Raw genomic sequence first — 25,311 nt, forward strand, 5'->3', positions numbered from 1 at the left:
GGCACCTTTTTATTTTGTACTACACTCATTTAGAATATTTAAAATCAATCTCTTACGCTAGAAGTAAACAGTAAAACTAGTTATAATTCGCCAATTTAGAGTTATTACTCTAACTAAAGGATGAGGTTCATGAGGCATTTAGCTGTTTTCAATATCAAAGTAAGACAAGTCTTGTCACTAGTACCCATTGGGGTATTTGTTATCACTGCTTCATTATCCCATGTGGTTAGCGCTGAATCGCTTTCGTTTGCAAATGCATGGAAACAGTTATTAACTGTCAGTGATAAATTAAAAGCCCAATCCCAAGAAGTCAGCCGTGCTGAAGCTGAAGAGCGAGCCGGTGAAGACATGAATTTGCCTTCATTAAATCTTGCTGGTAGCTATACCCGTCTTGAAAAGCCCATTGAATTAGATTTACGAGATCTGAATCCAATTGCTGCAATTGACCCTGGTGCGCTTCCTCCAGCACTGGGTGAAGCGTTAGCGGCTATTCCTGGCTCTTTATTTGTGACTCCTTTTACTGAGCAGGATATTTTCCGTGCTAGCTTACAAGCTATGTGGCCAATCTATACTGGCGGTAAAATTACTGCGGCTCAAGGTATTCATGCTGCCCATGTCGAAGAGAAAAAACATCAATATTCGCTTACCTCTAGAGACATGTTTAATCAGCTTGTTGATCGTTACTTTGCTGTGGCGGTAACAGAAACCTTAGTGGCAACGAATCAGCAATTAGTGGACTCATTAACGGAACATGAGTCTCACGCACAAAAACTAGAACGTGAAGGACAAATTGCAAAAGTTGAACGCTTAAATGCACAAGTGGCACTAGAAAATGCCAAAGTAAACCTTGGCAGTGCAAAGCGTCAGCATGAAATGGCTCAAATTGCTCTATCAAGAATGCTGCATTTACCTGAATCTGATCCTACTTCAGGGTTATTCAGTTTGCCTCAGTCGCCGTCTTTACCTCGGTTAAGTCAGTTGACCTTAACGCAGCACCCTGCGCTCAAATTACTGGAAGCGAAAGAAGCGCAAGCCAATGGTCTCATTCAACTAGAGAAAGGTCGCTACCATCCAACAGTGTTTTTATATGGTAATTACACCTTATATGAAGACGATAGCTTGTTCTCACAAATTGAACCTGACTGGATGGTTGGAGTGGGGGTAAACGTGCCTATCTTTAGCCGTGATGGTCGTAGTGGCAAAGTTGAGGCTGCACAAAGTGCTTTATTGCAAGCTAAATACACCAAGGCGCAAACCCAACAAGATCTGAGTTTGCTGCTTGATCAAAGTTATCGACAACTACAACAGGCCGATGAAGAAGTAAAAGCATTGAATGCCTCATTAGCGTTAGCAACAGAGAACCTTCGCCTACGCGAACTTGCCTTTAATCAGGGGCTATCAACATCCATTGATCGAGTGGATGCTGAATTAAAATTAAGTGCAGTTAAAACTCAGCAGCTTGGGGCGCAATATCGTTTCGTGCAAGCTTATGCAAGGCTAATGACAATTAGTGGCCAATTAGATGAATTTATCGGACGCACCCAACTTCAGGAGAATCAAAATGCGGGCTAATCGAATTATTGCTGTTATCGCCATTCTTATCCTGTTGGGGATACTGGGTTATGGCCTGAAACTAGCATTTGAGCCGAAAGAGAACCTGTTACAAGGGCAAATAGAGGCTCGTGAATACAATATCTCATCTAAAGTACCGGGTAGAGTTGAGCAAGTGATGGTGCGCCGAGGCGATAAAGTTGCAGTTGGTGATTTACTGTATGCGATTAATAGTCCTGAATTGGATGCAAAGTTAATGCAAGCTGAAGGGGGCGTGATGCTGCCAAAGCCATGCAACAAGAAGCGGATAACGGGGCACGTCAGCAACAAGTGACAGCGGCGAAAGAGCAATGGTTAAAAGCCAAAGCGGCAACCGATTTAATGGCAACCACCTATCAGCGAGTTGAAAATCTATTTGATGAAGGTGTTGTTGCCAGACAAAAGCGTGATGAAGCATTTACTCAGTGGAAAGCAGCGCAATATACTGAACAAGCAGCTTTAGCCATGTATCAGATGGCAGATGAAGGGGCAAGAGTAGAAACCAAAGCCGCTGCCGCTGGTAATGCTCGCATGGCAGAAGGTGCAGTGAAGGAAGTCAGTGCAATTTTAGCTGACAGTCAAATGCGATCGCCTAAAAATGCCGAAGTAAGCGAAGTCTTATTACAGGCTGGTGAGCTAGCACCGAGTGGTTTTCCTGTTGTCAGTTTAATTGATATCACTGATGCATGGGCCGTTATGCAAATACGTGAAGACCAATTGGCAGATTTCAAGCAAGGGCAAACGGTTGCCTTAACCATTCCTGCATTAAAGGTTACTGAGGACTTTACCATTGCGCATATTAGCGTGATGGGCAGTTTTGCGACTTGGCGATCCACTGAAAGTGGCCATGACTTTGATATGCGTACCTTTGAAGTTGAATTACGCCCCAATCGCCCGATTGCAGATTTAAGAGTCGGCATGTCTGTGCTGTTAAGTGTCAATTAGCATCATTAGTTACAAACTGATTAAGGTGCTTCTTATGACTAAGGTGCGAAGATGCGGGTTTTACTAAAACAAGAATTGAAACGCTTATGGTGTTCACCCTGGCAACTGGCTTTGGTGACATATATTCCGTTAATCAGTATTTTGTGCTTGTGGTGGTTATTCAGTGCTGGGTTACCTCGGCAACTGCCTGTGGCTGTGGTTGATCAAGATAATAGCCAACTTACTCGAACCTTAACCCGTAATTTAGCCGCTAATGCCGTAATTAAGCCTATTACCTATACTCAGTTTGCTGATGCAAAGGCTGCGATGACTCAAGCAGAAGTTTACGCTGTGGTTGTGTTTCCGCATGAGTTTAAGCGTAAGTTGTTAACGGGTAGCAGTCCCACCGTCGATATTCGTTATAACAGTCAGTTTTTATTAGTCGGGAAACTATTATCGAGTCAGTTACAGCTGAGTGTAGGCGCTGGACTCATGGAAGTGGCTGGTATGAAGCAGCTTCTCAATGGTGCTAATCGTGCAACGGTTGCGGTCAACTTAAGTCCTGTCACCAGCCAAACCACGGCCTTGTTTAACCGTAACAACAATTACGTGGGATTTTTGGTTCCTCCTGTGTTAATCGCCTTATTGCAGCTTTTGGCAATGATGGTATTTGTAAACTCATTAAACGACAGCCTCATCCGTCAAGGCGAACAGTATTTATTACCAGCAAAGTTTTGGCGGCATGTTGGCGCTAAAGTGTTGTTTTATACCCCTGTAATGTTAGTGCATGGTGGCTTTATCTTAGCATGGTTATACGGCGTGTTGCGTTTACCGATTGCGGGTAATCTATTGTTACTGATAGCAGCGCAAGCAATGATGTTTTTAGCATTGTGGACCTTGGTTATTTTGGTATTTTTATTGATGCGTGAACCAGCGAGAAGCGTCAGTTTTTGCACCGCTTTATTCGCCCCAGCTTTTGCATTTATGGGGATCACTTTTCCTGTCAATGATATGCCAGAGTTAGCGCAGTGGTGGCGTTTAATTATGCCTTCTAGTCATTATATCGACTCCCATGTCAGTATTATCAGCTACGGTGCTGGAGCGCTTCAGGAATTGCAGCAAAGTATTTCTTATAGCTACTTTATTATCGTTTTAGCGTTAGCTTGGGGGTTACATCGTGTTATTTGGAATAAGCAAATTGCGCTGACTACAAGGTCACAAGGTGAAGCTGTAGGGGTCAAGTCATGAGCTGGTTGCAACTGCTATTTGTAGAGCTAAAAGCCATTTTAGCGGATAAAGCCATAGTCGTGACCATGTTTGGTGGCGTGCTGTTTTACTCGGTGCTTTATCCTCTCCCTTATCTGAACCAAGTTCCGACTCAACAACAAGTGGTTGTGGTTGATCACGACAACTCTTCATTAAGTCGCCAGTTGCTTAGACATGCAGATGCTTCTCCCAAAATTACTATCGTTGCTCAGGTGGGCAGTATTGATATTGCACAGCAATGGATATCAGAGTCGAAAGCCCATGGTTTATTAGTCATTCCAGAAGGGTTTAGGCGTAATTTATTACTCGGTAAAGGAGCCACCTTAAGTTACGGTGGTGATGCGAGCTATTTTTTAATTTATTCAGCTGTTGCTGAAGGATTAATTAGTGCAGGCATGGATGCGGGTCGGCAAATTCAGTTAGTGGGGTTGTTAGCACGAGGAGAAAACCCGCAGCAAGCTGAGCAAAGTTTACATTCAGTCAATATTAATAGCGTCCCTGCATTTAATCCCAGTTTAGGTTACACCCCGTATGTGGTGCCTGGATTGTTTTTACTAATTTTGCACCAAACGTTATTGATTGGTACGGGGATTTTAGGGGCAGGACAATGGCGCAAAAAGGGCTATTGGAATCACGTTTCACCTATGGCATTAATTGGTGCACGTCTAACTGTTTTTAGCGCCATTTATGCTTTGTTTGCGAGCTTTTATCTAGGTTATTGCTTTTATTGGTACGATGTCAGTGTGCAAGCGACTTTAACTGAGGTGGCCTTATTGATGGTGCCGTTTATTTTATCCACTGCAGCATGTGGCATTGCGTTAAGTAGTCTATTTGTAAGGCGAGAGTTACCGACACAAGTCTTGCTGTTAGTGTCGATGCCCATTTTATTTGTGTCTGGCTTTGTGTGGCCTATCGCATTAATTCCTGATCTTTTGGTGCAATTATCCCAAGTGATTCCTGCCGTACCAGCTATTATGGCTATGTTAGAGTTAAGTCAAATGGGCGCAGGTTGGACGAGTGTATTACCTTTATGGATACATATGTGGACCCTGTTTGTGCTATTTCTGTTATTGGCTTTTATTGGTGTTAAGCAACGGCTGAAAACGGAGAATGGTTAAGTAAAAAAATAGGCATTAAAGTGTCCACTTAATGCCTATTGGTTCCACATTCACTGGTTGTCGACAGAGTAAGCTTTGCTGTCGCTGTTGGTCATCTTCCAAATTATAAGGTCCCCGTTTCTAGGCTATTAAGTGCAGCTTCTAAACGAGTCAGATTTTGCTTATAAATCGGGTCTTTAGTCGCTTTTGCGGCTTGTCTAAAGTCTTCTAATGCACCAATATTATCATTTGCCAGCACTTTCATTACGCCTCGGTTATTAAAAGCATATGCGCGCATTCTCATCGACGGTAATGTTTCTTCATTGACTGCCATTCTAACGGCATCACTACACGCTTTTTCAGCAATATCAAATTGAGATAACTTAGTATATCCCACGCATAAGTTGAGGTTACGAGTATAGGTATCAATGGCTGAGTGCTTTGCTGATTTCGTTAACTCAATGCCTTCAATTAAGTCGCCTGATTGAATAGCATCTACGCCTGGAGTGTCTTCAATAAGCACCATTTTATAACGACTATTTTCAGCGGCATCAGCCATAACCATGGGTGAGCTTGCAAGTAATAAGCTTGCTGCGATAAGAGTAGGTAATGTTTTCATTGTATATTCCTTTATAGGTAGTAGCGGGTTGCTACGTGGCTAATTTAGGGAATATCTGCTTGGCTGACAAACGAGAAAATTCATTGTGATAGATGAGATTTTTTCACTTATTAGCCGCGCTAGCCTGATTATTGTTGGCCAAAGCGGGCAACCGTCCAATCTATTAATTGCTGGACCTCCATTCTTGCTTCACTTTGCCCGTGTTGCAGTAAGTAGTATTTATCATGGCTATTTAAGGCTTCATTAAAGAGTGCCACTAAACTGCCATTTTCAAACCATGCTTTACTGATAGGCATTGGGATAAGTGCGATGCCAATACCTTGCTCTGCTGCCCGAGCAACGCTAAACATACTGTCCAGTTGAATCACTTGTTTTGGCGAAAAATGCGGTAAGTTAACTGATTCTGCCCACTGTTCCCATGAATGAGGTCTTGCTTGATGAACAATTAATGGGACTTTAGATATCACCGATAGTCCTTGAGAATGCAACTGCTGAAATTGGTGAGGGTTGCAGGCTGGGATGTACTTTAGCGGAAATAATTCATGACTATGCTGATCTTGTTGTTTAGAACCTGACAGAACAATTGATAGGTCGGTTTGTCCAGTTTGTGCCGCCCTAGTTTTTACTGTGTCTAATTTTAAATTTATCTGCGGGTATTCTTGAGACCAGCCGATAAGTTGAGGGACAAATAACTCACTGGCAAAAAACTCTGGCATCGAAATGCTCACCTCTAAAGTGGTATTTGTTTGTGCGAATTGGTTTACGGTTTCTGAAAGTTTTACCATGACAGGTGCAACTTGCTGATAAAACTGCTTACCCGCATCAGTGAGCTTGATTGCCCGCGTTTGGCGTATAAAAAGAGGTTGTTGCAGGTTTTGCTCTAATTGCTTGATTTGATGGCTCACTGCTGAAGGCGTGAGGAATAGTTGATTTGCCGTTTCTTTAAAGCTAAGGCATTCGGCTGCAATACAAAAACAACGTAGTCCTCTAAGGGACGTATGCAGTGGTAACATGATGGACTCGTATAATGAAAGCAAGAAATAAGCAATTGCCAAGCCAAGTCGCTTGAGTGCTTTAACTGCCTTTATTCAGTGTGTTAAGGGCTTATAAGTCTAGTTCAGCGCACCAGTATGGTGCAGCTGAACTAGCCTACAATGCATTGTAAAGATTGGGTTCGTTATTACAGCTTATGGTGATGTTTTAGAAATACAGGTTTTCAACAGGCTTGTTGTTTACAAGCATTTCGCACTTGTCGCCTGTGCTTGATTTTGAAGATTGAATGATTCCAGCAACGGCACCAAATGCACCACCTTGATCGCCTAATACCGAACCAAAATAGCATTTACCTTCGATTTTTAAATCTCGATACTTACTCTTTAGGTTTTGAGTTGGTGTGTATGGTGGAAAGCGCCCTTTCATTAGCGGATCGCCATTAACGGACAGTTCAAGTTTATTTTTTTCAGTATCATAGATACCTGAGAAGACCAAAGTTTGTCCTTCAAACTCAACAGTTTTCTCTTGAGCAACGATAGGTTGAGTTGATGCACATGCAGTGAGTAAAGCGCAGCCAGCAAGTGTGGCTAAAATAGCGGTAGTACGCATTTAAATATCCTTTTAAGCGGTTTTTTAGATTTAATTTTGAGTATTAAACCGTAAGAAAACGAACCCTGTTTTCCCAATTGCGAAAGAGTATATCCTAGTTTTATGATATTTCAATAATAAGAAGCTCGCCGAGGCGAGCTTCTAGATAGTGGGTGATTTACGGGGTAAGCTTGATGACACTAGCTTATGGCACAAGGCATTAGCCCTGTTAAACTATTACCCTATTATAAGATATCACTGCACAGTGACACTTAGGTCCGTTTTCGTAATCAAACCACCTGGGGTTGTCACTGTTAATGTAATAGAGTCTTGACCCACTTCATCAGCAGCTGTGTAGGTAAACTTAGTGGCAACTTCATCACAGGCATGGCTTGCATCATTAGCTGCGAAGCTATAACACGTCGTGTTAGGAACGGTATAACCCTCGAAGTTGATCGTCCCATTTATGGCTGTCACCGTTAATGTCGATCCTGCTGGCATGACCTGTCTAGCACTGTCATATAGCTCCACTAATACTGTCTGCATTGCTTCAGGTGCCAAGACTAAATTAGTCACTGGATTTCTATCCACGTCGGTAGCGATAATATTAGCGGCTGAACCTGACATGGTCAGTACAGTGGCTGCACGAATGTAAGTTTTGTTCGCTTGGCCTTCACCACAAAGACTGCCTTCGCATTGGGGTCCATTGAATTTACCATCAGGGCCAGAGTAACTGGTATTGCCTTCAGCATTGAAAAACGGTTTGCCAGAAACATAAACACCGACTTCATCATCATCTCTAAAGGCATCACCTAAATCGCTAAAGCCACTTTGATGATAGGTTTCCCTGTCCATGCCATTACCAGTACAAGCGATAGGAGCACCTGCGCTATCTAAACAAGCATTAGCTATGGCTGTTCCATCAGCATCATCAAAGATGTTATTGCCGTTAGTATCAAAGAAAGTTTCATGTCCTAACGCGTAAGCGAGTACTGTTACACGATGATCAGCTGGTCGTGGATCGGCTGATGTCCATATCACAGAACAAGTCCCATTAACCGTTGAGCATGAAGGCTGGATTTGACCACCTTCAGTTGTGAAGTTGACCGTAGTGTCATCAGGTGCTGGGTTACCAAAGCTGTCTGATGCAAATACTGTTATGGTGACTTTTTCACCGTTATTGTTTCCCGCCTCTGGGTTAAATAACGAAGGAGAAATGCTAAAGCCTAATTGCTGAGGTAAACCGGTATTCACGGTTAGTTGCTCAGACTGCGTTGTGATGACATCACCCGTATCGCTGTCGGTTGCAGAGGCAAGCACACGCACAGGGGTAGGGATAGTGCCAGACTGAACAGTCACGGTAACTAACCCCTCACTATTGCTGGTTGCTTCACTGGTAATCTCACCATTTGAAAAGCTTAGCCCACCCACAATGGTATCTAAGCTGAAGTCAACAGATTGCTGGGCAGCAGGCTGACCGCTGGCACTACTTATTAAAAATGTCACTAATGACGTTTCTGTTGAGCCAGTTCCGCCTGCGCCTTTAATACGAATTTGCGTAGGTTCGGCAGATATAAAGCTTAGGCTACCAAGCGTTTGGCGTTCTAAGGAAAAATCAAATGTTGCACTAAAAGTTTCGCTACCAACAACCGCTGAAGCCACAATTTGCTCACTACGAACACTATTGCCGCTGCAGCTTGTATCTTGGTATGTTGAACTTGCACGCCCTGCAGAAGTGGTCACAGGAGAGTCTATACTGGCATCAGTACTGGCGACACAATCAGAGGTGAATGAAATGCTGGTTGGGGTTTGTAAAGGAGCAAAGCTGCCGTCATCGGCTTCTACAATAATATCAGCTATCACGCCAAAGCTTGCGCCCGCACCAATAACGTAATCGCCGTCAGTATCTGCAATTAATGTTGAGCCTAACTGATTTTCGTGGAAAGTATTACTGTCATCAATATAACCAAACTTGAGCGTACCATCAGGTATCACTTCATCACCGGCAAGGACTTCATATGCACTGGTGCCTGATACTGTTTCACCATTAAATTCAGTACTGGCTACTAAGGTGTAGGCACCTAGCTCTTCAGTCGATGCAGTATAGCTTATTGTCGCCACACCTTCGGCTGATGTGAGTGCTGTGTTTGGAGATAAACTCGCATTACCTGCTTGGAATGTTACTAGCTGATTGACGATGGGTTGGTTAGTGCCGTCGAGCACATTGGCCGTTAAGATAACAGCATCATCAATTTTGAAACTGGTTATCGTTTGACCTGCTTGAGTAATGCTAGAAACCACAGAAATGGTGTCAGGTGTCGGGACTGTATTGGTGTCTTCGAATTGATAATTACGGGTTGCTGTAACGCTATCTGCATCAGTTGGTGTATGGCTGACTAAAAGGCTGCCAGCACCGACATCGCCACTTGAACTAATAAAAACGCTTGCTAAACCATCGCTGTCAGTGAGCTTACTATCTGCACTTGCTTCACCAAAGTCAGGTGAAAAGTTGATAATCGCACCACTAACATCACTATTAGAAAGTGTTAAATGGGCTACTGCACAAAAACTTTCGTTGATATCAAAAGTGAGTGAGTCGGTGGCTGCATCACATTGTCCGTTTACTACCGTTTGGTAGCTAACACTAATGCTATAACTGCCGTCTTCTCCTCCGTTATCAGCATTGTCATCTGAAGGGCCATTACAACCGATGAGAAAACCAAGTGAAGCGATTGATAAAGGTAGTGCGTATTTTATTTTTTTAGTAGCATCAGCAACATCCCTGTATGAGTATATTTAGTCTGCTAAACCAGCGCGTAAGTATTTGAATAGTTCTTTGTGAGATTTTGATTCTGCATCAGGGCTCTTAGTGAGTTCTTTATTTGCTTGGCGAATCAGTTGACGTAACTTTTGACGTTCAAATGCAGGGTTGTCAGCTAATAATGCTTCTACTTCCTCATTTGGGTTTTCAAGTAAACGAGCACGTAACTTCTCAATAATTTGTACTTGAGCAGTTTCATTGTTGTTTTTATTCAATACGTTATCAAGTGCTGTAATAATCGGTTCGTGATCGAATCCGCGCATAAGTTTACCGATGTACTGAAGGTGACGACGGTAAGCTTCTGTTTTAGGTTTGATGCTTTTTGTTTTTAGTACAGCATCATATAAAAATTCGTCTAAACCAACTTTGTCTAGCTGTGATTTACTTAGGGCAATAAGACGCATGCCAAGCGCTTGAGCTTCCTCACTTTCTTTTTTGAACTCTGTTCTGCTGACGTAATCATCGTCATTGTCATATGGCTGATGGAAGTGGTCGGAATCGCCAACAATTTTCATAGTAAATAACCTCTAATAAATATCCGTGAATAATAACACTTCAAGGGGCATTGCGGCCACTGAATAACGGCTAAGTCGTCAATTTTGCGTAAATCTATTTGTGTTCATTAAGTGATAATTCAACATGATAACTAAAGGTTAGTTTATTTAAGGCAATTTGTGCGCTTAAATCCTTGTTTTGATGGTTATCAATACAGTTTTGAATTTGATATGCTAGTGCCAACAATGGAAACTGAAGAGTAAGTGTGTGTCTACCAATAAAATTGATACTGAATTAGCGGCGCTAAAAGATGCCGTTGCTGTTGCATTAGAGCATGCTAAAAAATTAGGCACCAGTGCTGCAGAAGTGGCGATAAGTAAGCAGCAAGGCTTATCGGTTTCAACCCGTGAAAAGGAAGTTGAAACGGTTGAATTTAATAAAGATGGCGCACTAGGTATTACGGTTTATCGTGATGGCTGTAAAGGCAGTTCATCCACTTCAGATTTAAGTCCTGAAGCAATTGCTGTCGCCGTTAAGGCCGCTGATGATATCGCAAAGTACACTTCATCTGATCCATGTAGCGGTCTTGCTGATAAAGCGCTTATGGCAGAAACCATTCGTGATTTAGACTTATACCATCCACAAGACATTTCACCTGATGAGTTAGCACAGCTTGCTATACGTGCCGAAGAAGCCAGTTTGTCAGTTGATGAACAAGTGAAACATTCTGACGGTGCAACCGCTAACGCTCATACTGCAGCAAAGGTTTACGGGAATAGTCATGGCTTTTTAAACGGCTATTGTAGCTCTCGCTATAGTTTAAGTTGTGTCGTTATTGGTGAAGAAGCCGATGGCAATATGCAACGTGATTACGATTACACCATTGCCCGTAAATATAATGAGTTAATGACACCTGAGTCGGTTGGTTTATTGGCTGCAAATAAGACATTAAATCGCTTAAATGCACGTAAGATCCCTACGGCAAACTTGCCTGTATTGTTTTCTCCAGAAATTGCGACAGGACTCATAGGGCATTTAGTGGGGGCTATTAGTGGGAGTAGCTTGTATCGTAAATCAAGCTTTTTACAAGACTCTATCCATACCCAACTATTCCCTGAATGGTTTAGTATTGAAGAAAACCCGCATTTGATTGGTGCACTTGCTAGTGCTAACTATGATAGTGAAGGGGTGGCGACACAACAGCGTCAGATCATTGATCGTGGTCAATTAGAAACGTACCTCTTAACTAGCTATTCTGCACGTAAACTTGGCCTAACTAATACGGGTCACGCTGGTGGCATTTATAACTGGACATTAAGTCATACAGGCCAAACCTTTGATGAGCTCATTAAGCAAATGGGCACAGGGTTAATTGTGACGGAAGTAATGGGGCAAGGCGTGAATATGGTCACAGGTGATTATTCACGTGGTGCTGCTGGATTTTATGTTGAAAACGGCGAGATTCAATTCCCAGTTGAAGAAATTACCATTGCAGGTAATTTAAAAGATATGTTTATGGGAATTCAAGCTGTCGCGAAAGATCAAGATTTACGCTCTTCTATTCGTACTGGCGGTATTTTATTAAGTGATATGAAAATCGCTGGTAGTTAAGCCAATTGTTGACTTAACCCATTAAAGCACTGCTTAGGCGGTGCTTTTTTATATCTTTAAAATAGTTGAGTTCCCCGAATAAATAGCCATTTACGCAGGCTTTATCATCTTTACACTTCTTTACGGTCAATTACATCCGTGCTCTGTCCTATCTCCTGAGAATGTAATTAAACAGTTAATGGAGTGAGTATGTTTAACAAAAATGTATGTAGTTTGATGATGGTTTGCTTGGGAAGTGTTTCATTAGCAGCATGTGATTCGATTGATGGCAGCAGTGATGATGATTCGGATTCTGTTGCGTACGTACAATTTTATAATGCCTCAGCGGATAGCACAGCGACATCATTAGTTTTAGATGACTACCAATACACAGACGTTGAATTTGGTGATGCAATGCCACGTTACGGATATGACACGGGTAGTGTTGATATGGAAATCTATGGTCTGGATGAATATGAGGATACTGTCAGTATTTATAGTCAGACGATCAGTTTGAGTAATGAGGCAAATCACTTATATGTGCTTTACGGTGATTATGTTTCACCTGAGTTATTAGATATCGAATATGATCGCAGTGATATGGATGATATCAATGATGACGAGGATAGTGACGACAGTAAAATGCAGGTATTGGTTGCCAATGTAACCAGTGAAGATAACGCTTATGACGCCTATATCTCGCTTGATAGTGACAGTTATCAAGATGCCACTATGATAGGCAGTATCAACTACGGAGGTTATACTTCAGAGCTGATGCTAAATACCGATGAGTACATCATTTACCTGACAGAGCAGGGCACAGATAACGTGGTTTATACCACTGATAGCATGAGCTTAACCAGTGAAACGGTTTATAAGTTTGTTCTAAGAAATAGTTTTGGCTCTGGCGATTTAAAAATCACTTTGGACAGTGTTGATTCAACATCAACCCCTGTGACTTACACCAATATTGATTCAACGGCCGACTTTAGAGTGTTCAATGGTTTAGAAGATACCACGTTAGATATTGATGTCGTAAGTAAGTTAGAGTCCCACTATTTGAAAGACATTACGCCATTTACTACCAGTGAGTATTCGCAAACAGGGTTTAATGATTATGGTGTGACGGTAACCAATGCGGAGACTAGCGAAGTCATTTTAGACAATGTGCTTGTGACGTTTAACCAAGACGACATCCGCACTTTATTGTTGTATCGAGATGATACTGTCAAAGGCATGGTGATAGAGCATGACCTTCGCCCAAGAGCTTATGAATATAATGTTGATGTCGCTAACCTATCTCAAGATTACGATGATGTGATTGTGTACTTTGTCAGCAGCACTGAAACCATTGAGTCAGCACAATACACCATTGAAAACCTCGATTTTGAAGAGCAAGATAGCTTGGTTATGCCGCAAGATGACTATGAAATAAATGTTGTATATGAATCTGATAACGGCACACAGACCTTGCTATACCAGTCTGATTTAATCAGTTTTGATGGTGACACGAATTACAGCTTTGTACTTACCCAAGATAGCCAAAGTCAGTTTGGCTATACATTACACCAATTGTAATCTTTCGTAGAGTGCCAATAACATTACTGCGAATGGAAGCAGTTTCATAAAAAATGCCGATAGTTGATGCTATCGGCATTTTTGTTATAAGGCTTTGGCCTGTCGATGTTTGAGCTTTAAAGCATACGTCGTTATCAAACCTATTTAGGCTGTTTGATAGTTACTTAAAATTCGGCCTAAGTTGGCTGATGCTTCAGATAAATCAGCAACACCACTTGATGACTGATTAGCAAGATCTCTGATGGTATTAGATTTAACACGAATTTCCGTCAGCTCTTTAGCAATATCGTTTGCCACCGCGCTTTGTTCTTCTGAAGAGGTTGAAATATGGAAACTCATGTCCATAATCGAACGAGAAGACTCGGCAATTGAGTTCACGTCTGTCCCAATGTTGGCAATTAAATCACTGCTACTTTGCGCTTGCTTAACTGTATCTTGGGTAATGCTATCAATGTTAAGGGTTTCAGATTGCAATTGCTCAATCATGCTCTGGATTTCAACCGTTGCTGATTGTGTACGACTGGCTAAGGTACGGACTTCGTCTGCAACGACGGCAAAGCCTCGTCCCATTTCACCCGCTCGAGCTGCTTCAATAGCGGCATTTAATGCCAATAGGTTCGTTTGTTCTGAAATAGCATTAATGGTAGTAATCACTTCATTAATTTTGGTCGCGTTTTCTTTCAAGCTGCCTACGGAGTCTGAGGTTTTTTCAATGTATGTTGATAATTGCTCAATCTCTTCGATTGCTCTTTTTACACGATTGTAGCTTTGCTTAGTGTATTCAGAATCTTGCTCAACTTGCTGAGTGGCGTTTTTAGCAATGTTTGATACCTCTAACGACGATGCCGTCATTTCTTCCATCGCAGTCGCAACAGAGTCTAAAGAGACATATTGTTGATCTATTTGCTCGGCGCTTTGCTGTGTTTCATCGGCAAATGAAGACGAGGTATGGTGCAAGGTATCTGCGCTTTGCTTAACCGTCACAACCAGTTCGGTTAATGTGTCCATCGCTTTATCTAATGCGCAACCTATGGTGCCGAACTCATCACGACCTGGGTGGAAGCCCAAGCGAGACGTTAAATCACCATTGCCAATTTTTTTAGTGGTATCCCACAGCACGAAAAGTGCGCCGCCAATAAAGGTCGCATTCCAATAAATCACTAATGCAAAAGGCAGTACCCATAAATACGTGAGCAATAAGCTATAAAGTGCCGCTTGTTTGGCATCTGCCTCTAGTTGATAAACAGACTGGTTAAGCGAGAAGTATTGTCCATTTGATTGCATTACTGCGGTAATGTTGTTGCCATTACGTTCGCTTTGCTGATGATAAGTCGATACCGATAAGCCAGTGGTTGCAGCTTGTTCGATTTGATCAGTGGCGATAAGCGTATTAACTGTGGTGTTGACCTTTTCAGTTAACATTGCCATTGATTGTTGTTCTATCTGATCGATACGGTCTAGGTAGGTATTAATTGAGACAAAGCTCAATATTACTAAGAATAACCCGAAAATTGCCCAGAACTTGTCGTTAATAGACATTTTGATAAACAGTTTATCAATATTACGAAATTCAACTTGTTTCATAAAATCAGCACTTGAATAGAAGAAATTAATTGGATTCTAGAGCAGGTGGCGTCGATTTGATATGGTTTTTTCACAAAAAAAGCGCTTTTTTATCGGTTATGCTACATAGGGAACATTGACTCAACAAACGCTGGCGCAGTCTGATTATACACAGCTTAAAACAGTGCTAAGTAAAGATGTGTTTTCATTTATTTATTCAATAAATTAACCATGAAACGCCTAAAGGCATTTTCAAAGGCATGTAACAAATCCATATCGTGATCGAGAATGTGGTTCATCGCGCCATAAGATACTGCTTGATGGGCATAACAGATCCCTTCGGCTAAGTGCCAAGCTTCATGAAGCGCCTCCATATCAGCATAACTTTGCCATTGGGATAAATAGGCTTGAACAATTTGCTGCTTTGCAGGTGTTTTTTCCATACGAAAGACATAGGTGCCATCGATAAATGGGTGGCTAATACATGCATCACTCCAATCAAAATAGATAAACGGCTCGCTTGCTTGTTCAGTTGCTAATGCAGTATTGGGTGCAATATTTTCGATGTGTAAATCACTATGCACTAAGGTGTTAGGGAGGCCAAGTTGCAGCAATGCATTAATCTGTTGTGTCAATTTAGTCATGACCTCGCTGATTTGCGCAGCAGATTGTGGCATGTCCTTAGGTAGGCGAGCGGTTATGTTGTCATCAGCAAACATTGCTGTTAATTGATCGGGTAAGTTACGAATATCACGTTGTATGCAGCCAGAATCGATTAATTTATCGAGATGCTGGATAGAGCGCTGCTGCAATTTTGCAAAGGCATTAAAGGGGAGCGCCCAATCTGACAATGGCACAGTATCAACAAAAGCAGTGCCAAAATCAGCGGTTAGTAACCATTGTTGCCTAGGTTCATAAGCCAGCGTGGTTGCTATAGCATTTGGAAAAAGGTCATACAATGTTGCACATAACTGCGATTCATTAGAAAACAAAGGTAGTGAAGCAGTGGCTTTAAAAAATACATCACCTTTGTTTGTCTTTTGTTTATAAACGTACCCGAGACTCCAGCCTTTTATCAGCGCTAACGAACCAATCACTTGGTAATCCAGCTCCCTTAATGATCGATTTACCCACTGCTGTGCTTGCTTGGGCCAATCAGGTTGTAACCAAGATTGAGATGTTACCTGTGTCATTAAGCGACCTTAAATGTGAATGTACGTTTGCTTACGATTATTGTTGATCTTTTTTATACTTTAAATTCAGTTGCTTATTTGGGTTTAAGAGCAGTCGCGGGCTGAGGTCATATTACTGTGATTGCACTTCTTATGATTTGGTAATTTAATAAGATCACATCAATACCCTAATATAGATAACAAAAAGAGAACAGGTATGAAGCTAATTCCCCTCGCGGCTGTGATGGTCAGCGTTGTATCAATGATGACAGTAAGCGACGTTATTGCTGACCAAAGTAATGAAGCGTCAGCTCATAAGCAGACAAATGTCAGTATGCATAGTCGTCAAATTGCCATTGATGAAACGGTAGTCACTGAACATAAAACGAAAGTGAATGGTAATAGCTTTTCTTATACTGCAACGGTTGGTACTCAACCTGTGTGGAACGAAAATGGTGATGCGGTCGCAACCTTAAGTTATACCTATTATCAGCGAGATAACGTTAGAAATAACGCCAAACGTCCTTTATTGATCTCATTTAATGGTGGTCCAGGTTCAGCGTCTGTGTGGATGGACATAGGTTACACAGGTCCTCGTGCCATTAACGTTGATGACGAAGGCTATCCTTTGCAGCCTTATGGGGTTAAAACCAACCCATATTCTATTTTAGATGTTGCCGATATCGTGTATGTAAACCCTGTTAATACGGGTTATTCACGGGTGTTACCTAATAAAGATGGCGAGATGCCATCAAAAGATGAACAACAGGAAATGTTCTTTGGGGTTAATGCTGATATTAAGTATTTAGCAGAATGGCTAAATACCTTTGTGAGTCGCAATGAGCGCTGGCGTTCACCTAAATACTTAATCGGTGAAAGTTACGGTACTACACGTGTATCTGGTTTGGCATTGGAGTTACAAGATCGTCAATGGATGTATTTAAATGGCGTCGTGCTGGTTTCACCAACCGATATTGGTATTGAACGTAAAGGCCCTGTAAAAGCCGCTAACCGCCTTCCTTATTTTGCCGCCGCCGCTTGGTATCACAAGGCGTTATCTGCCGATTTACAAAATACAGATTTAACCGAGTTTTTACCTGAGGTTGAGGCATTTACCATTAATGAATACATACCTGCGTTGGCAATGGGTGGTTTTATTGCGCCTGATCATAAGCAAAAAATTGCTGAGAAAGTAGCTTACTTTTCAGGCTTAAGTGTCGATGCTGTATTGAAGTCTAATCTAGATGTTTCAACTCGCTTTTTCTGGAAAGAATTATTACGTGAGCGTGGTCAAACTGTGGGGCGTTTAGATTCTCGTTACTTAGGGATTGATAAGCAAGATGTTGGCGATAGTCCTGATTACAATGCTGAGTTAACGTCATGGTTACACTCTTTTACACCAGCAATTAATGCGTACATTCGTGAAGAGTTAAACTATAAAACCGATATTAAGTATTACATGTTAGGTGATGTGCATCCGTGGGATCGCACTAACAATAAAACCGGTGAAAACCTCCGTCAAGCAATGGCACAAAACCCGTATTTAAATGTCATGGTACAAGCTGGTTACTATGACGGTGCGACCAACTACTTTGATGCCAAATACACCATGTGGCAACTTGATCCAAGTAGCAAGATGAAAGACCGTTTAAGTTTTAAAGGTTATCGAAGTGGTCATATGATGTACTTACGTTCTGAAGATCTAAAACAGTCAAACCAAGACTTACGTGAATTTATTGAGAACACCATGCCTAAACCAGATATGGCGGCAAAATATTAATAAATCATGTTTCAGTTGCGCAAGCGGCGATTTAAGCTTGACTGGATGACACATAAAATGGGAGCTTCGGCTCCTATTTTGATTAGGAAATCAACCTAGTTGTTGATTGAGTTATTTAGTTATTTTGTATTACAAAGCAGAAAGATAATAAGTTGGAGTGGTCAATGAGATTAAGGATGTTATCGGCAGTATCGCTAGGGATTATGTTGTCCATGCCGATGTGGTTACAAGCTAAAACGGTCAATGAAGCAGCATCAACGGCGAGTGATGTGCTATGTGAAGCTGCCTCGATTACCCCGATTTCTAAGATCCAAGGCACAGGAAGCAGTAGCCCTTTTGTGGTGGAAGGCACAAATGAATCGGTTAATGAATTAACCACTCGAGGCGTGGTAACAGCTCGAGCTGATAGATTATACAAAGGTTTCTTTATTCAAGATCCTCTCGCTGCAGGTTCACCTTTAGCATCAGACGGTATTTTTGTGCATTGGGGAGCGTCTGCACCCGCAGAAATCGTCCCAGGGATGGAAGTCTGTGTCACAGGTAAAGTACAAGAGTATTCAGGCTTTACCCAAATCAATATAGAACAACAGCAAAAATTTACACTCGGTAACCATGTTGGTGAGCTTGCTGCTACGCCTTTATTGGTTCAAGAAGGTCAAAGTTTGGCTCAAGCTCTTGAGCGATTTGAAGGCATGAAAGTTGTGTTAACAACAGCGAGTGATATGAAAGTCACACGTTCATTTAGCCTCGATTATGATTCATACCGTAATAATATGGTGTTGTCACATCAAGCACCATTAATGAAAGCCACCCAGGTTTATTCACCTTTATCCACTGACGCAATCGCATTACACAGTGCCAATCTCAGCAATCAACTTGTGGTTGAATCTGACTATAAAGCTGCGCATGGCGAGGTGCCGTATTTTTTAAATTTTAATGCCGATAACGGTTATATTCGTATCGGAGATACCTTGACCAACATTGAAGGAGTCATTGGCTATAGCTACGATCAATACCGTTTGATGCCAACCAATAGCATCAATGCTAGCGACTTTATTCGTAATCAAGACAGAACGGCGGCACCTACGATTGCAAACCAAGGTGATATTCGGGTCGCCAGTTTTAATGTGCTGAATTTCTTTAATAGCGAATTTGGCGGAGATGCTAACCCATTAGGCCATAACCGAGGGGCAAAAGTTGAGTCAGAAATGCGATTGCAACGGACAAAAATCGTTAATGCAATGGCGGCAATGAATGCAGATATTATTGGTTTAATGGAAGTTGAGAATAATGGCTTTGGTGAATTAAGTGCCATTCAAAACTTAGTCACAGCGCTTAATGCAAAGCTGCCTGCTGAACTTGCTTATCAATTTGTTGAAGTCACTGACAATGGCGGTTTTGTCGGCTCAGATGCTATTGCTGTCGGTATATTATATCGACCTTCTGTGGTGACTTTAGATGGAAAAGCAAAGGTGATACCAACGCCTGAACAGCATCTAGAAGAAGGGGTGATTACACGTAGAAATGGCGATGTAAAAGAAACGAACCCTGCATATCATAAATACCAGCGCCATAGCTTAATGCAAGCTTTTATGATTGATGAGCAAAAACTGACAATCGTAGTGAATCACTTTAAATCTAAAGGCTCAGGCTGTGTCGAAGATTGGTTAAGCTTCAATGAAGAATCAGAGCCAGTAGATTTACAAGGCAAGTGTAATGCGTTTCGAGTCTCTGCTGCTAAGGTCATAGGCGAGTCGGTTAAAGACATAGAAGGGGATGTATTGGTTATTGGTGATTTAAATGCCTATGGTAAAGAAGATCCATTAGCAGTGCTAACTGATTATGATGCAGCGCTAAGTGAACGAGTCATTAAAACGGCATCACATACCCGTTTAAATGGCGTTGAGTATGAAGCAGCAGGCCAGGTAATTGATAAAGGCTATGGGTTTATTAATTTAAATACGCAAGCCCATGGCGCAGCGACGTACTCATACAGTTATCGAGGTGAACTAGGCAATTTAGACCACGCCTTAGGTAATGCCAGCTTAGCAGCACGTATGGTAGCCATTGAAGATTGGCATATCAATGCGGTTGAATCTAACTTGTTCGAATACAGCAGTAAATATACCGGAGAGCTAGCCAAGTCTGACAATGTTTACTCTTCATCAGATCATGATCCAGTGCTCATAGCGCTGGCATACCCTCAAGCGGCAGTATCAAAAGTAAAAGTCGGTGAAATTAAACAAGATGCTGGTGGCAGTTTAGGTTACTTGGGTTTATTACTTTTATTGACCTTATGCCTTGGCCGTACGTTTTCGCTTCAAAATGAGTTAACTCATCACTAATGGCGAGATTGGGTATGGTAGGTTAGTAAAAAGGAGCCTTTGGCTCCTTTTTTATTGGTTGTTGTCACTTCAAGCCAATGGCTGAGAGCCTATGGCCACTCTGGCTCGTTTGGATGCGGATTTTTGCTGACGCCGATTCCAATATAAATATAAGCCTGTGAAGCCTAGTAGTACTGGCATTAACCCTACAATACACCAAATAATACGAGTAATGAGTCCGCCAAAGTAACCAAAGTGCAGTTTTCTAAAACTGTCTAAAAACACCATTAATAAACCCGCTTCTCGAATATCTTGTTTATTAAGGAGTTTGCCTGTGGTTTTGTCAAAACTGACAGTGCTTGCGTACTCACTATGTAAAGGGTTACTGCTTTGTACTGCGCCATAAAAAGTAATATCTCGTTCGGGCTCATGGGGCATAGCCAAGTAGCCAGCTTGGTAACTGGGTATTTCAGCATGGCTTTTTAGCCGCAATGACTCGAAAGAAATCTCAGGGCTATGAAGTGGAGCAGTGATGTAAACATGGCCGCCATCACCGTGTTCGTTTATTTCATGCAAGATGCCAGCAATGTTCCAGTAGCCACCGGTAAAAGCCATGATGATTAAAATTGGTGAGCTTAAAATGCCGATGAACTTGTGAATATCACTGAATAAAACACGCTTAACGGCTTTAAAGCGCATGGTGAACAACTTTGCCCAAAAACGACGGTATAAAATGATGCCGCTGATCCCTAAAAATAACATGATCAGTGCGGCAGTAAAGCCAACCCAAGCGCCTTTAACATCGAGTAAAAAGGTGTAATGCAATTCGAGCAACCAATCAGTGATGTAGTGTCCCATTGGCTGGGAGACTGACAATAACTCGCCGTTATATTGATTGATATAAATCTTTCCCCATTGTTCAGTGCCATGCTTAATCAAGTAACCTGCATCTGAACGGTGCTTATCGTCAAATAATTCCCATCCACCGAGCTCGTAACCTGGATTTGCAGCTAGTGTCGTTTGCATTAAGGTATCTAGGCTAACTCGTTCGCTGGTTGTTGTGGCATCAACGACCATGTGTGATGGGCGCAATAGGCTGTCTATTTCGACCTTAAAAACCAAAATGCTGCCAGTTATTGAAATGATCAATAACGGCAGCATCGCAATTAAGGCTCCATAGGAGTGCCATTTAAATAATGTTTTTCTCATAATTGACTCTAATTGGATCAAAAAAGGCTTCTTGCTTTACAGCAAGAAGCCCTTACATCAGCTTATAATTTCCAGCTTAATGTCGCGCTATAATTTGTTGGAGCACCATAGAAACCTTGCGCCCAGTATAGGCTCGTTAAGTATTTCTCGTCGGTGATGTTTTTAGCATTAACGCTTAGCTCAATATTTTCGTTAAATTCATAACGAGCCATCAGATCAACAATGGCATACGCATCTTGCGTAGTCACAACTGTTTTCGTTGGTTCTTGGTAGCGGAAAATATCATCCTGCCAGCGCATGTTTGCACCAATTGTTAAGCCTTCTAAGAATGGAATTTCATAAGTGGTGCCTAACTTGAATAATTTTTCAGGAGTGTAATTAGCTACCTGATTCGTTTCGTCGCTAGTACTGATATCAAAGTCAGTGTAGCCAAGACTCACATTTAATCCTGGGTAAACTTCGCCAGCGACATCAAGTTCAAAGCCTTTACTCTCGATACCATCTGCACCGTAATAACGCTGTTCAGTCGGTGGAAGCTCAGCGGTATCTGGGTCTAGCGTCGCTAAGTTGGTTTGAATGACATTGAAGTAAGCCACAGTGGTGATCAACCTGCCATCAAATAACTCACTTTTTAGCCCTATTTCGCTGCTTTCGCCCGTAACAGGTTTCAAGATGTTGTTATTGATATCTTTTTCTGTTTGAGAGGTGAATGTTTCGGTATAACTCGCATAGGCTGAAAGTTCAGGAATGATATTATAAACTGCGCCAACATAAGGAATGAATTCAGCATCTTCTACAGTTTGATCATTACCATAAGCTTCTCCATCAACCTGCCAGTCATTAAAGCGACCGCCAGCAATCAAGTGGAAACCTTCGAATAAATTAAATCTACCGGTGAAGTAAGCCGCTTTTTGGGTCGCTTCAACATCACTGCCACTCAGGCCGTCAGCAAAAGTTGGTTTAGGAGTATTACCATCCCAGGTGTTGAGATCTGGCATTGCTGGGAAACCATTACCAGTGGTGTAATCATATAAGGATGTGTCGATATAACTTACTTTCGCATAGTTCACACCCACGACCAGCTGATGGTCTCTTCCAAACAGTTCAAAGTCACCATTTAAATATACGTCGACTAAATCATGTTCATCATCAAGATCATACTCACTGCCATAACCAGTTAATCCGAGCTCCGTTTCTTTATCAGGTGTGCCATATACATAGAAGAGCTCAGTATCTTCATCGGTGGTGCGGTGTGAGTAGGTTGCACGTAAATGCCAGTCATTATTAAAGTAATGGCTTAGCTCTGCGACAGTATTGTTTTTGACAACTTGCCAATTTGACCAGTCAGCTGAAGTATTGGTTGAACGATCATAATTGGTTGGGCTGCCATCAGTATAGAAAAGTGGCAAAGCGCCCCAGTTATTGCCTTTAGCATCATTATTTATATAACTGTGGCTAATAGATAATGATGTATTGTCACCCAAGTTGGCTTCGAGAAAGGCATACATAATCGTCTTGTCAGTTTCATATCTGTCTAAATATGAATCTTTGGTTTGCTTGACGGCAACAGCTCTTGCTGCAAAAGTATCATTAATTACGTAAGTGCCATCGGCTTCTATGCGTTTGTTATCCCAGCTTCCGTAACTTGCTCGCAAGTTAAGGTTACTTTGTGCCGTAGGGCGTTTACGAATAAAGTTAATGGTGGCAGATGGATTACCGACACCAGTCATTAGGCCATTTGCACCACGGATAACTTCAATACGGTCATAAATCGCAGTATCTTCATCTGCGTGGTTATTACCATTGGTTAGTGGTAAACCGACGCCATCAATTTGAAAGTTGGTGACATCAAAACCACGTGCCGTGTAGTAAGTTCGATCAGTTTCGATACGCTCAACATTAATACCGGTAGCGCTATCTAATGCAGAGTTAATATCATTTAGCTGAAAATCCTGTAGCTGCGCGCTTGTGATAACAGAAACGGATTGAGGAATGTCAACAATTGCTAAGTCTAATCGAGAAGCTCCACTTGCTGAGTGAGCGTTATAACCTTCAATATATCGGCCTTTAACTTCAATCACTTCTAGATTGCTCGGCTGATTCTGATTATCAGTTTCATTAATTTCTTCTGCTGATACGCTTTGTAATGCACTTAAAGCGCATAACATGGATAAGTAAATAGGACTTAGTTTCATATTTTCATCATCTTAACTGCTGTGAAAGCACAGTGCTTTTCACTAGAATGGGCAATTGTTATTGCAAATGGAGTATTTGCACCAAATGATAAAGAAAAGTTAACAAAAAATGAATGAAAATCATTATCATTTACAAATGAGCTAAATTGTAAATTTTTTGAAAATTTTTCACTGTTATTTGAGATGGCTTTAAGGACTATTTTCGATAAAGAACAAACCCGTTTGCAGATGATTGTTATAGTGATAGAAGCACATTTGTGGCTAATAATGATTATTCTAAGTTCCCAAAGAGAACCTAATAAATGAATACTGTAAGTCAATCAGTACTAAAAAAACGTATTGATAGTATTGATATCATGCGTGGTATCGTGATGTTAATCATGTTGTTAGATCATGTCAGGGAGCGATTTTTCTTTCATGAACAAGTGACTGACCCAATGACCTTAGACAGTACCAGTACAGGGTTATTTATCAGTCGATTTGCTGCACATTTTTGTGCACCGACTTTTGTCTTCTTAACTGGTGTGTCAGCTTGGTTATATAGTCATCCTCAGTTTGGGCCAGAGCGCTCAGCAAGGTCTTTTTTAATTAAGCGTGGTCTGTTTATTATTGCCTTAGAATGCACCGTGATTACTTTTCAGTGGATGGGTAATTACGAGATGATTTGGCTACAGGTTATGTGGGCGATTGGTATTAGTATGCTAGCACTCGCATTACTGATTGGCTTACCTCGAGTTTGGCTTGGTGTGATTGGCCTAGTCATCGTATTTGGCCACAACATGTTAACGCCTATACAGTTCTCACCAGGTGAGTGGGGTTACACGTTATGGGCGATATTGCATGATCGCGGTAATATTTTACCTAATGACTTTATTGGAATTAGAGCTAGTTATCCCGTGTTGCCTTGGATAGGCGTGATACTGTTAGGCTATGTTATGGCGCCAATATACAGTGCTTCATTTGAAGATAAACAGCGTCACAAAATCCTTATTCAACTTGGTCTAAGCTGTTTTGTTATTTTCGCTATTTTGCGTGGTTTTAATATTTATGGTGAAACCTTAGATTGGCAGCAAGGTGACAGTATACTGATGACGCTGAAGTCGGTGTTTAATTTAACTAAATACCCACCTTCTTTAGCTTTCTTGCTAGTGACTATTGGCGGCACTTTATTCTGTTTACGTGCACTTGAAAAAGTAAATCCGCGTTACGGTAAAGTCTTGTCTACCTTTGGCTCAGCGCCGATGTTTTTCTATATTGTTCATTTGTATTTATTACTTGTTATGTACCGATTTGCAGTAAATGTAATTGGGCCAAACTATGGTGATTTATATGGATTTACAGACATTAGTTGGGTATGGATTACGACAGTTATTTTAGCGGTATTACTGTATTTTCCCACCAAGTGGTTTAGTCAATATAAGCATCAAAGTAAACAGGCTTGGATTAAGTACTTCTAAAGGTCACAGCCAGTAAAAAGGCGCCATTAGGCGCCTTTTTACTCTGCTAA

17 protein-coding genes and 1 pseudogene are annotated in these 25,311 nt (G+C 41.5%); 9 read left to right on the plus strand and 9 right to left on the minus strand.

The features are described from left to right. Positions 1 to 129: 129 nt before the first annotated feature. From ACGEDC_RS10900 to ACGEDC_RS10915, 4 genes and pseudogenes are all read left to right on the plus strand, one after another. Positions 130 to 1,572: a TolC family protein gene (locus tag ACGEDC_RS10900; protein WP_144430117.1), complete on the plus strand. Its 1,443-nt coding sequence runs from the start codon at positions 130 to 132 to the stop codon at positions 1,570 to 1,572. After that, positions 1,562 to 2,535: pseudogene (locus ACGEDC_RS10905) on the plus strand (HlyD family secretion protein). Before ACGEDC_RS10900 ends, ACGEDC_RS10905 begins: the two are co-directional and overlap by 11 nt. 51 nt (positions 2,536 to 2,586) lie before the next feature. Continuing rightward, complete coding sequence (locus tag ACGEDC_RS10910) at positions 2,587 to 3,762, plus strand: ABC transporter permease (protein WP_394493179.1); 1,176 nt, start codon at positions 2,587 to 2,589, stop codon at positions 3,760 to 3,762. Then, entirely contained in the window at positions 3,759 to 4,898 is a 1,140-nt protein-coding gene (locus tag ACGEDC_RS10915; RefSeq protein WP_055022898.1) for an ABC transporter permease, read from the plus strand. Before ACGEDC_RS10910 ends, ACGEDC_RS10915 begins: the two co-directional genes overlap by 4 nt. A gap of 103 nt (positions 4,899 to 5,001) precedes the next feature. Here the strand turns inward: ACGEDC_RS10915 and ACGEDC_RS10920 are convergent, their stop codons facing one another. The 5 genes from ACGEDC_RS10920 to yjgA form a co-directional block, all read right to left on the minus strand. Further along, positions 5,002 to 5,496, minus strand: a complete 495-nt coding sequence (locus tag ACGEDC_RS10920; protein ID WP_080914748.1) for a hypothetical protein — start codon at positions 5,494 to 5,496, stop codon at positions 5,002 to 5,004. A 128-nt stretch (positions 5,497 to 5,624) separates the two neighbouring features. Further along, positions 5,625 to 6,500 (minus strand): LysR substrate-binding domain-containing protein, encoded by an 876-nt coding sequence (locus ACGEDC_RS10925; RefSeq protein WP_394498313.1) that lies wholly within the window; start codon positions 6,498 to 6,500, stop codon positions 5,625 to 5,627. Positions 6,501 to 6,696: 196 nt separating this feature from the next. Next, the gene (locus tag ACGEDC_RS10930; protein ID WP_055022895.1) at positions 6,697 to 7,098 is read right to left on the minus strand and encodes a hypothetical protein; all 402 of its coding nucleotides are present in this window, start codon (positions 7,096 to 7,098) and stop codon (positions 6,697 to 6,699) included. Between the two features lie 234 nt (positions 7,099 to 7,332). Next, the gene (locus ACGEDC_RS10935) at positions 7,333 to 9,378 is read right to left on the minus strand and encodes an Ig-like domain-containing protein (RefSeq protein ID WP_394493182.1); all 2,046 of its coding nucleotides are present in this window, start codon (positions 9,376 to 9,378) and stop codon (positions 7,333 to 7,335) included. Positions 9,379 to 9,873: 495 nt separating this feature from the next. Further along, complete coding sequence (gene yjgA / locus ACGEDC_RS10940) at positions 9,874 to 10,413, minus strand: ribosome biogenesis factor YjgA (RefSeq protein WP_055022893.1); 540 nt, start codon at positions 10,411 to 10,413, stop codon at positions 9,874 to 9,876. A gap of 247 nt (positions 10,414 to 10,660) precedes the next feature. On the opposite strand from yjgA, the gene pmbA reads away from it, so the two are divergent. Both pmbA and ACGEDC_RS10950 read left to right on the plus strand, forming a co-directional pair. Then, positions 10,661 to 12,004: a metalloprotease PmbA gene (gene pmbA / locus ACGEDC_RS10945; RefSeq protein WP_394493185.1), complete on the plus strand. Its 1,344-nt coding sequence runs from the start codon at positions 10,661 to 10,663 to the stop codon at positions 12,002 to 12,004. Positions 12,005 to 12,193: 189 nt separating this feature from the next. Continuing rightward, positions 12,194 to 13,561 (plus strand): hypothetical protein, encoded by a 1,368-nt coding sequence (locus ACGEDC_RS10950; protein ID WP_055022891.1) that lies wholly within the window; start codon positions 12,194 to 12,196, stop codon positions 13,559 to 13,561. A gap of 144 nt (positions 13,562 to 13,705) precedes the next feature. Here ACGEDC_RS10950 and ACGEDC_RS10955 read toward each other — a convergent pair whose 3' ends face one another. Both ACGEDC_RS10955 and ACGEDC_RS10960 read right to left on the minus strand, forming a co-directional pair. After that, a complete protein-coding gene (locus tag ACGEDC_RS10955; protein ID WP_055022890.1) occupies positions 13,706 to 15,145 on the minus strand; it encodes a methyl-accepting chemotaxis protein in 1,440 nt (479 codons plus the stop codon). Positions 15,146 to 15,333: 188 nt separating this feature from the next. Then, a complete protein-coding gene (locus ACGEDC_RS10960) occupies positions 15,334 to 16,317 on the minus strand; it encodes a phosphotransferase (RefSeq protein ID WP_282166459.1) in 984 nt (327 codons plus the stop codon). Between the two features lie 196 nt (positions 16,318 to 16,513). On the opposite strand from ACGEDC_RS10960, the gene ACGEDC_RS10965 reads away from it, so the two are divergent. After that, positions 16,514 to 18,076 (plus strand): S10 family peptidase, encoded by a 1,563-nt coding sequence (locus ACGEDC_RS10965; RefSeq protein WP_394493188.1) that lies wholly within the window; start codon positions 16,514 to 16,516, stop codon positions 18,074 to 18,076. A 164-nt stretch (positions 18,077 to 18,240) separates the two neighbouring features. After that, entirely contained in the window at positions 18,241 to 20,421 is a 2,181-nt protein-coding gene (locus ACGEDC_RS10970; RefSeq protein WP_394493191.1) for an ExeM/NucH family extracellular endonuclease, read from the plus strand. Between the two features lie 69 nt (positions 20,422 to 20,490). Here ACGEDC_RS10970 and ACGEDC_RS10975 read toward each other — a convergent pair whose 3' ends face one another. Both ACGEDC_RS10975 and ACGEDC_RS10980 read right to left on the minus strand, forming a co-directional pair. Beyond that, complete coding sequence (locus ACGEDC_RS10975) at positions 20,491 to 21,609, minus strand: PepSY-associated TM helix domain-containing protein (RefSeq protein ID WP_394493193.1); 1,119 nt, start codon at positions 21,607 to 21,609, stop codon at positions 20,491 to 20,493. Between the two features lie 62 nt (positions 21,610 to 21,671). Further along, positions 21,672 to 23,804, minus strand: a complete 2,133-nt coding sequence (locus tag ACGEDC_RS10980) for a TonB-dependent siderophore receptor (protein ID WP_055022886.1) — start codon at positions 23,802 to 23,804, stop codon at positions 21,672 to 21,674. Between the two features lie 302 nt (positions 23,805 to 24,106). Between ACGEDC_RS10980 and ACGEDC_RS10985 the strand changes: the two genes are divergently transcribed. After that, positions 24,107 to 25,261 (plus strand): DUF1624 domain-containing protein, encoded by a 1,155-nt coding sequence (locus ACGEDC_RS10985; protein ID WP_394493196.1) that lies wholly within the window; start codon positions 24,107 to 24,109, stop codon positions 25,259 to 25,261. The last annotated feature ends 50 nt before the right edge of the window (positions 25,262 to 25,311 follow it).

Origin of the sequence: Shewanella sp. ENK2, assembly GCF_043568515.1 — a bacterium.
Taxonomy (GTDB): Bacteria; Pseudomonadota; Gammaproteobacteria; order Enterobacterales; family Shewanellaceae; genus Shewanella; species Shewanella japonica.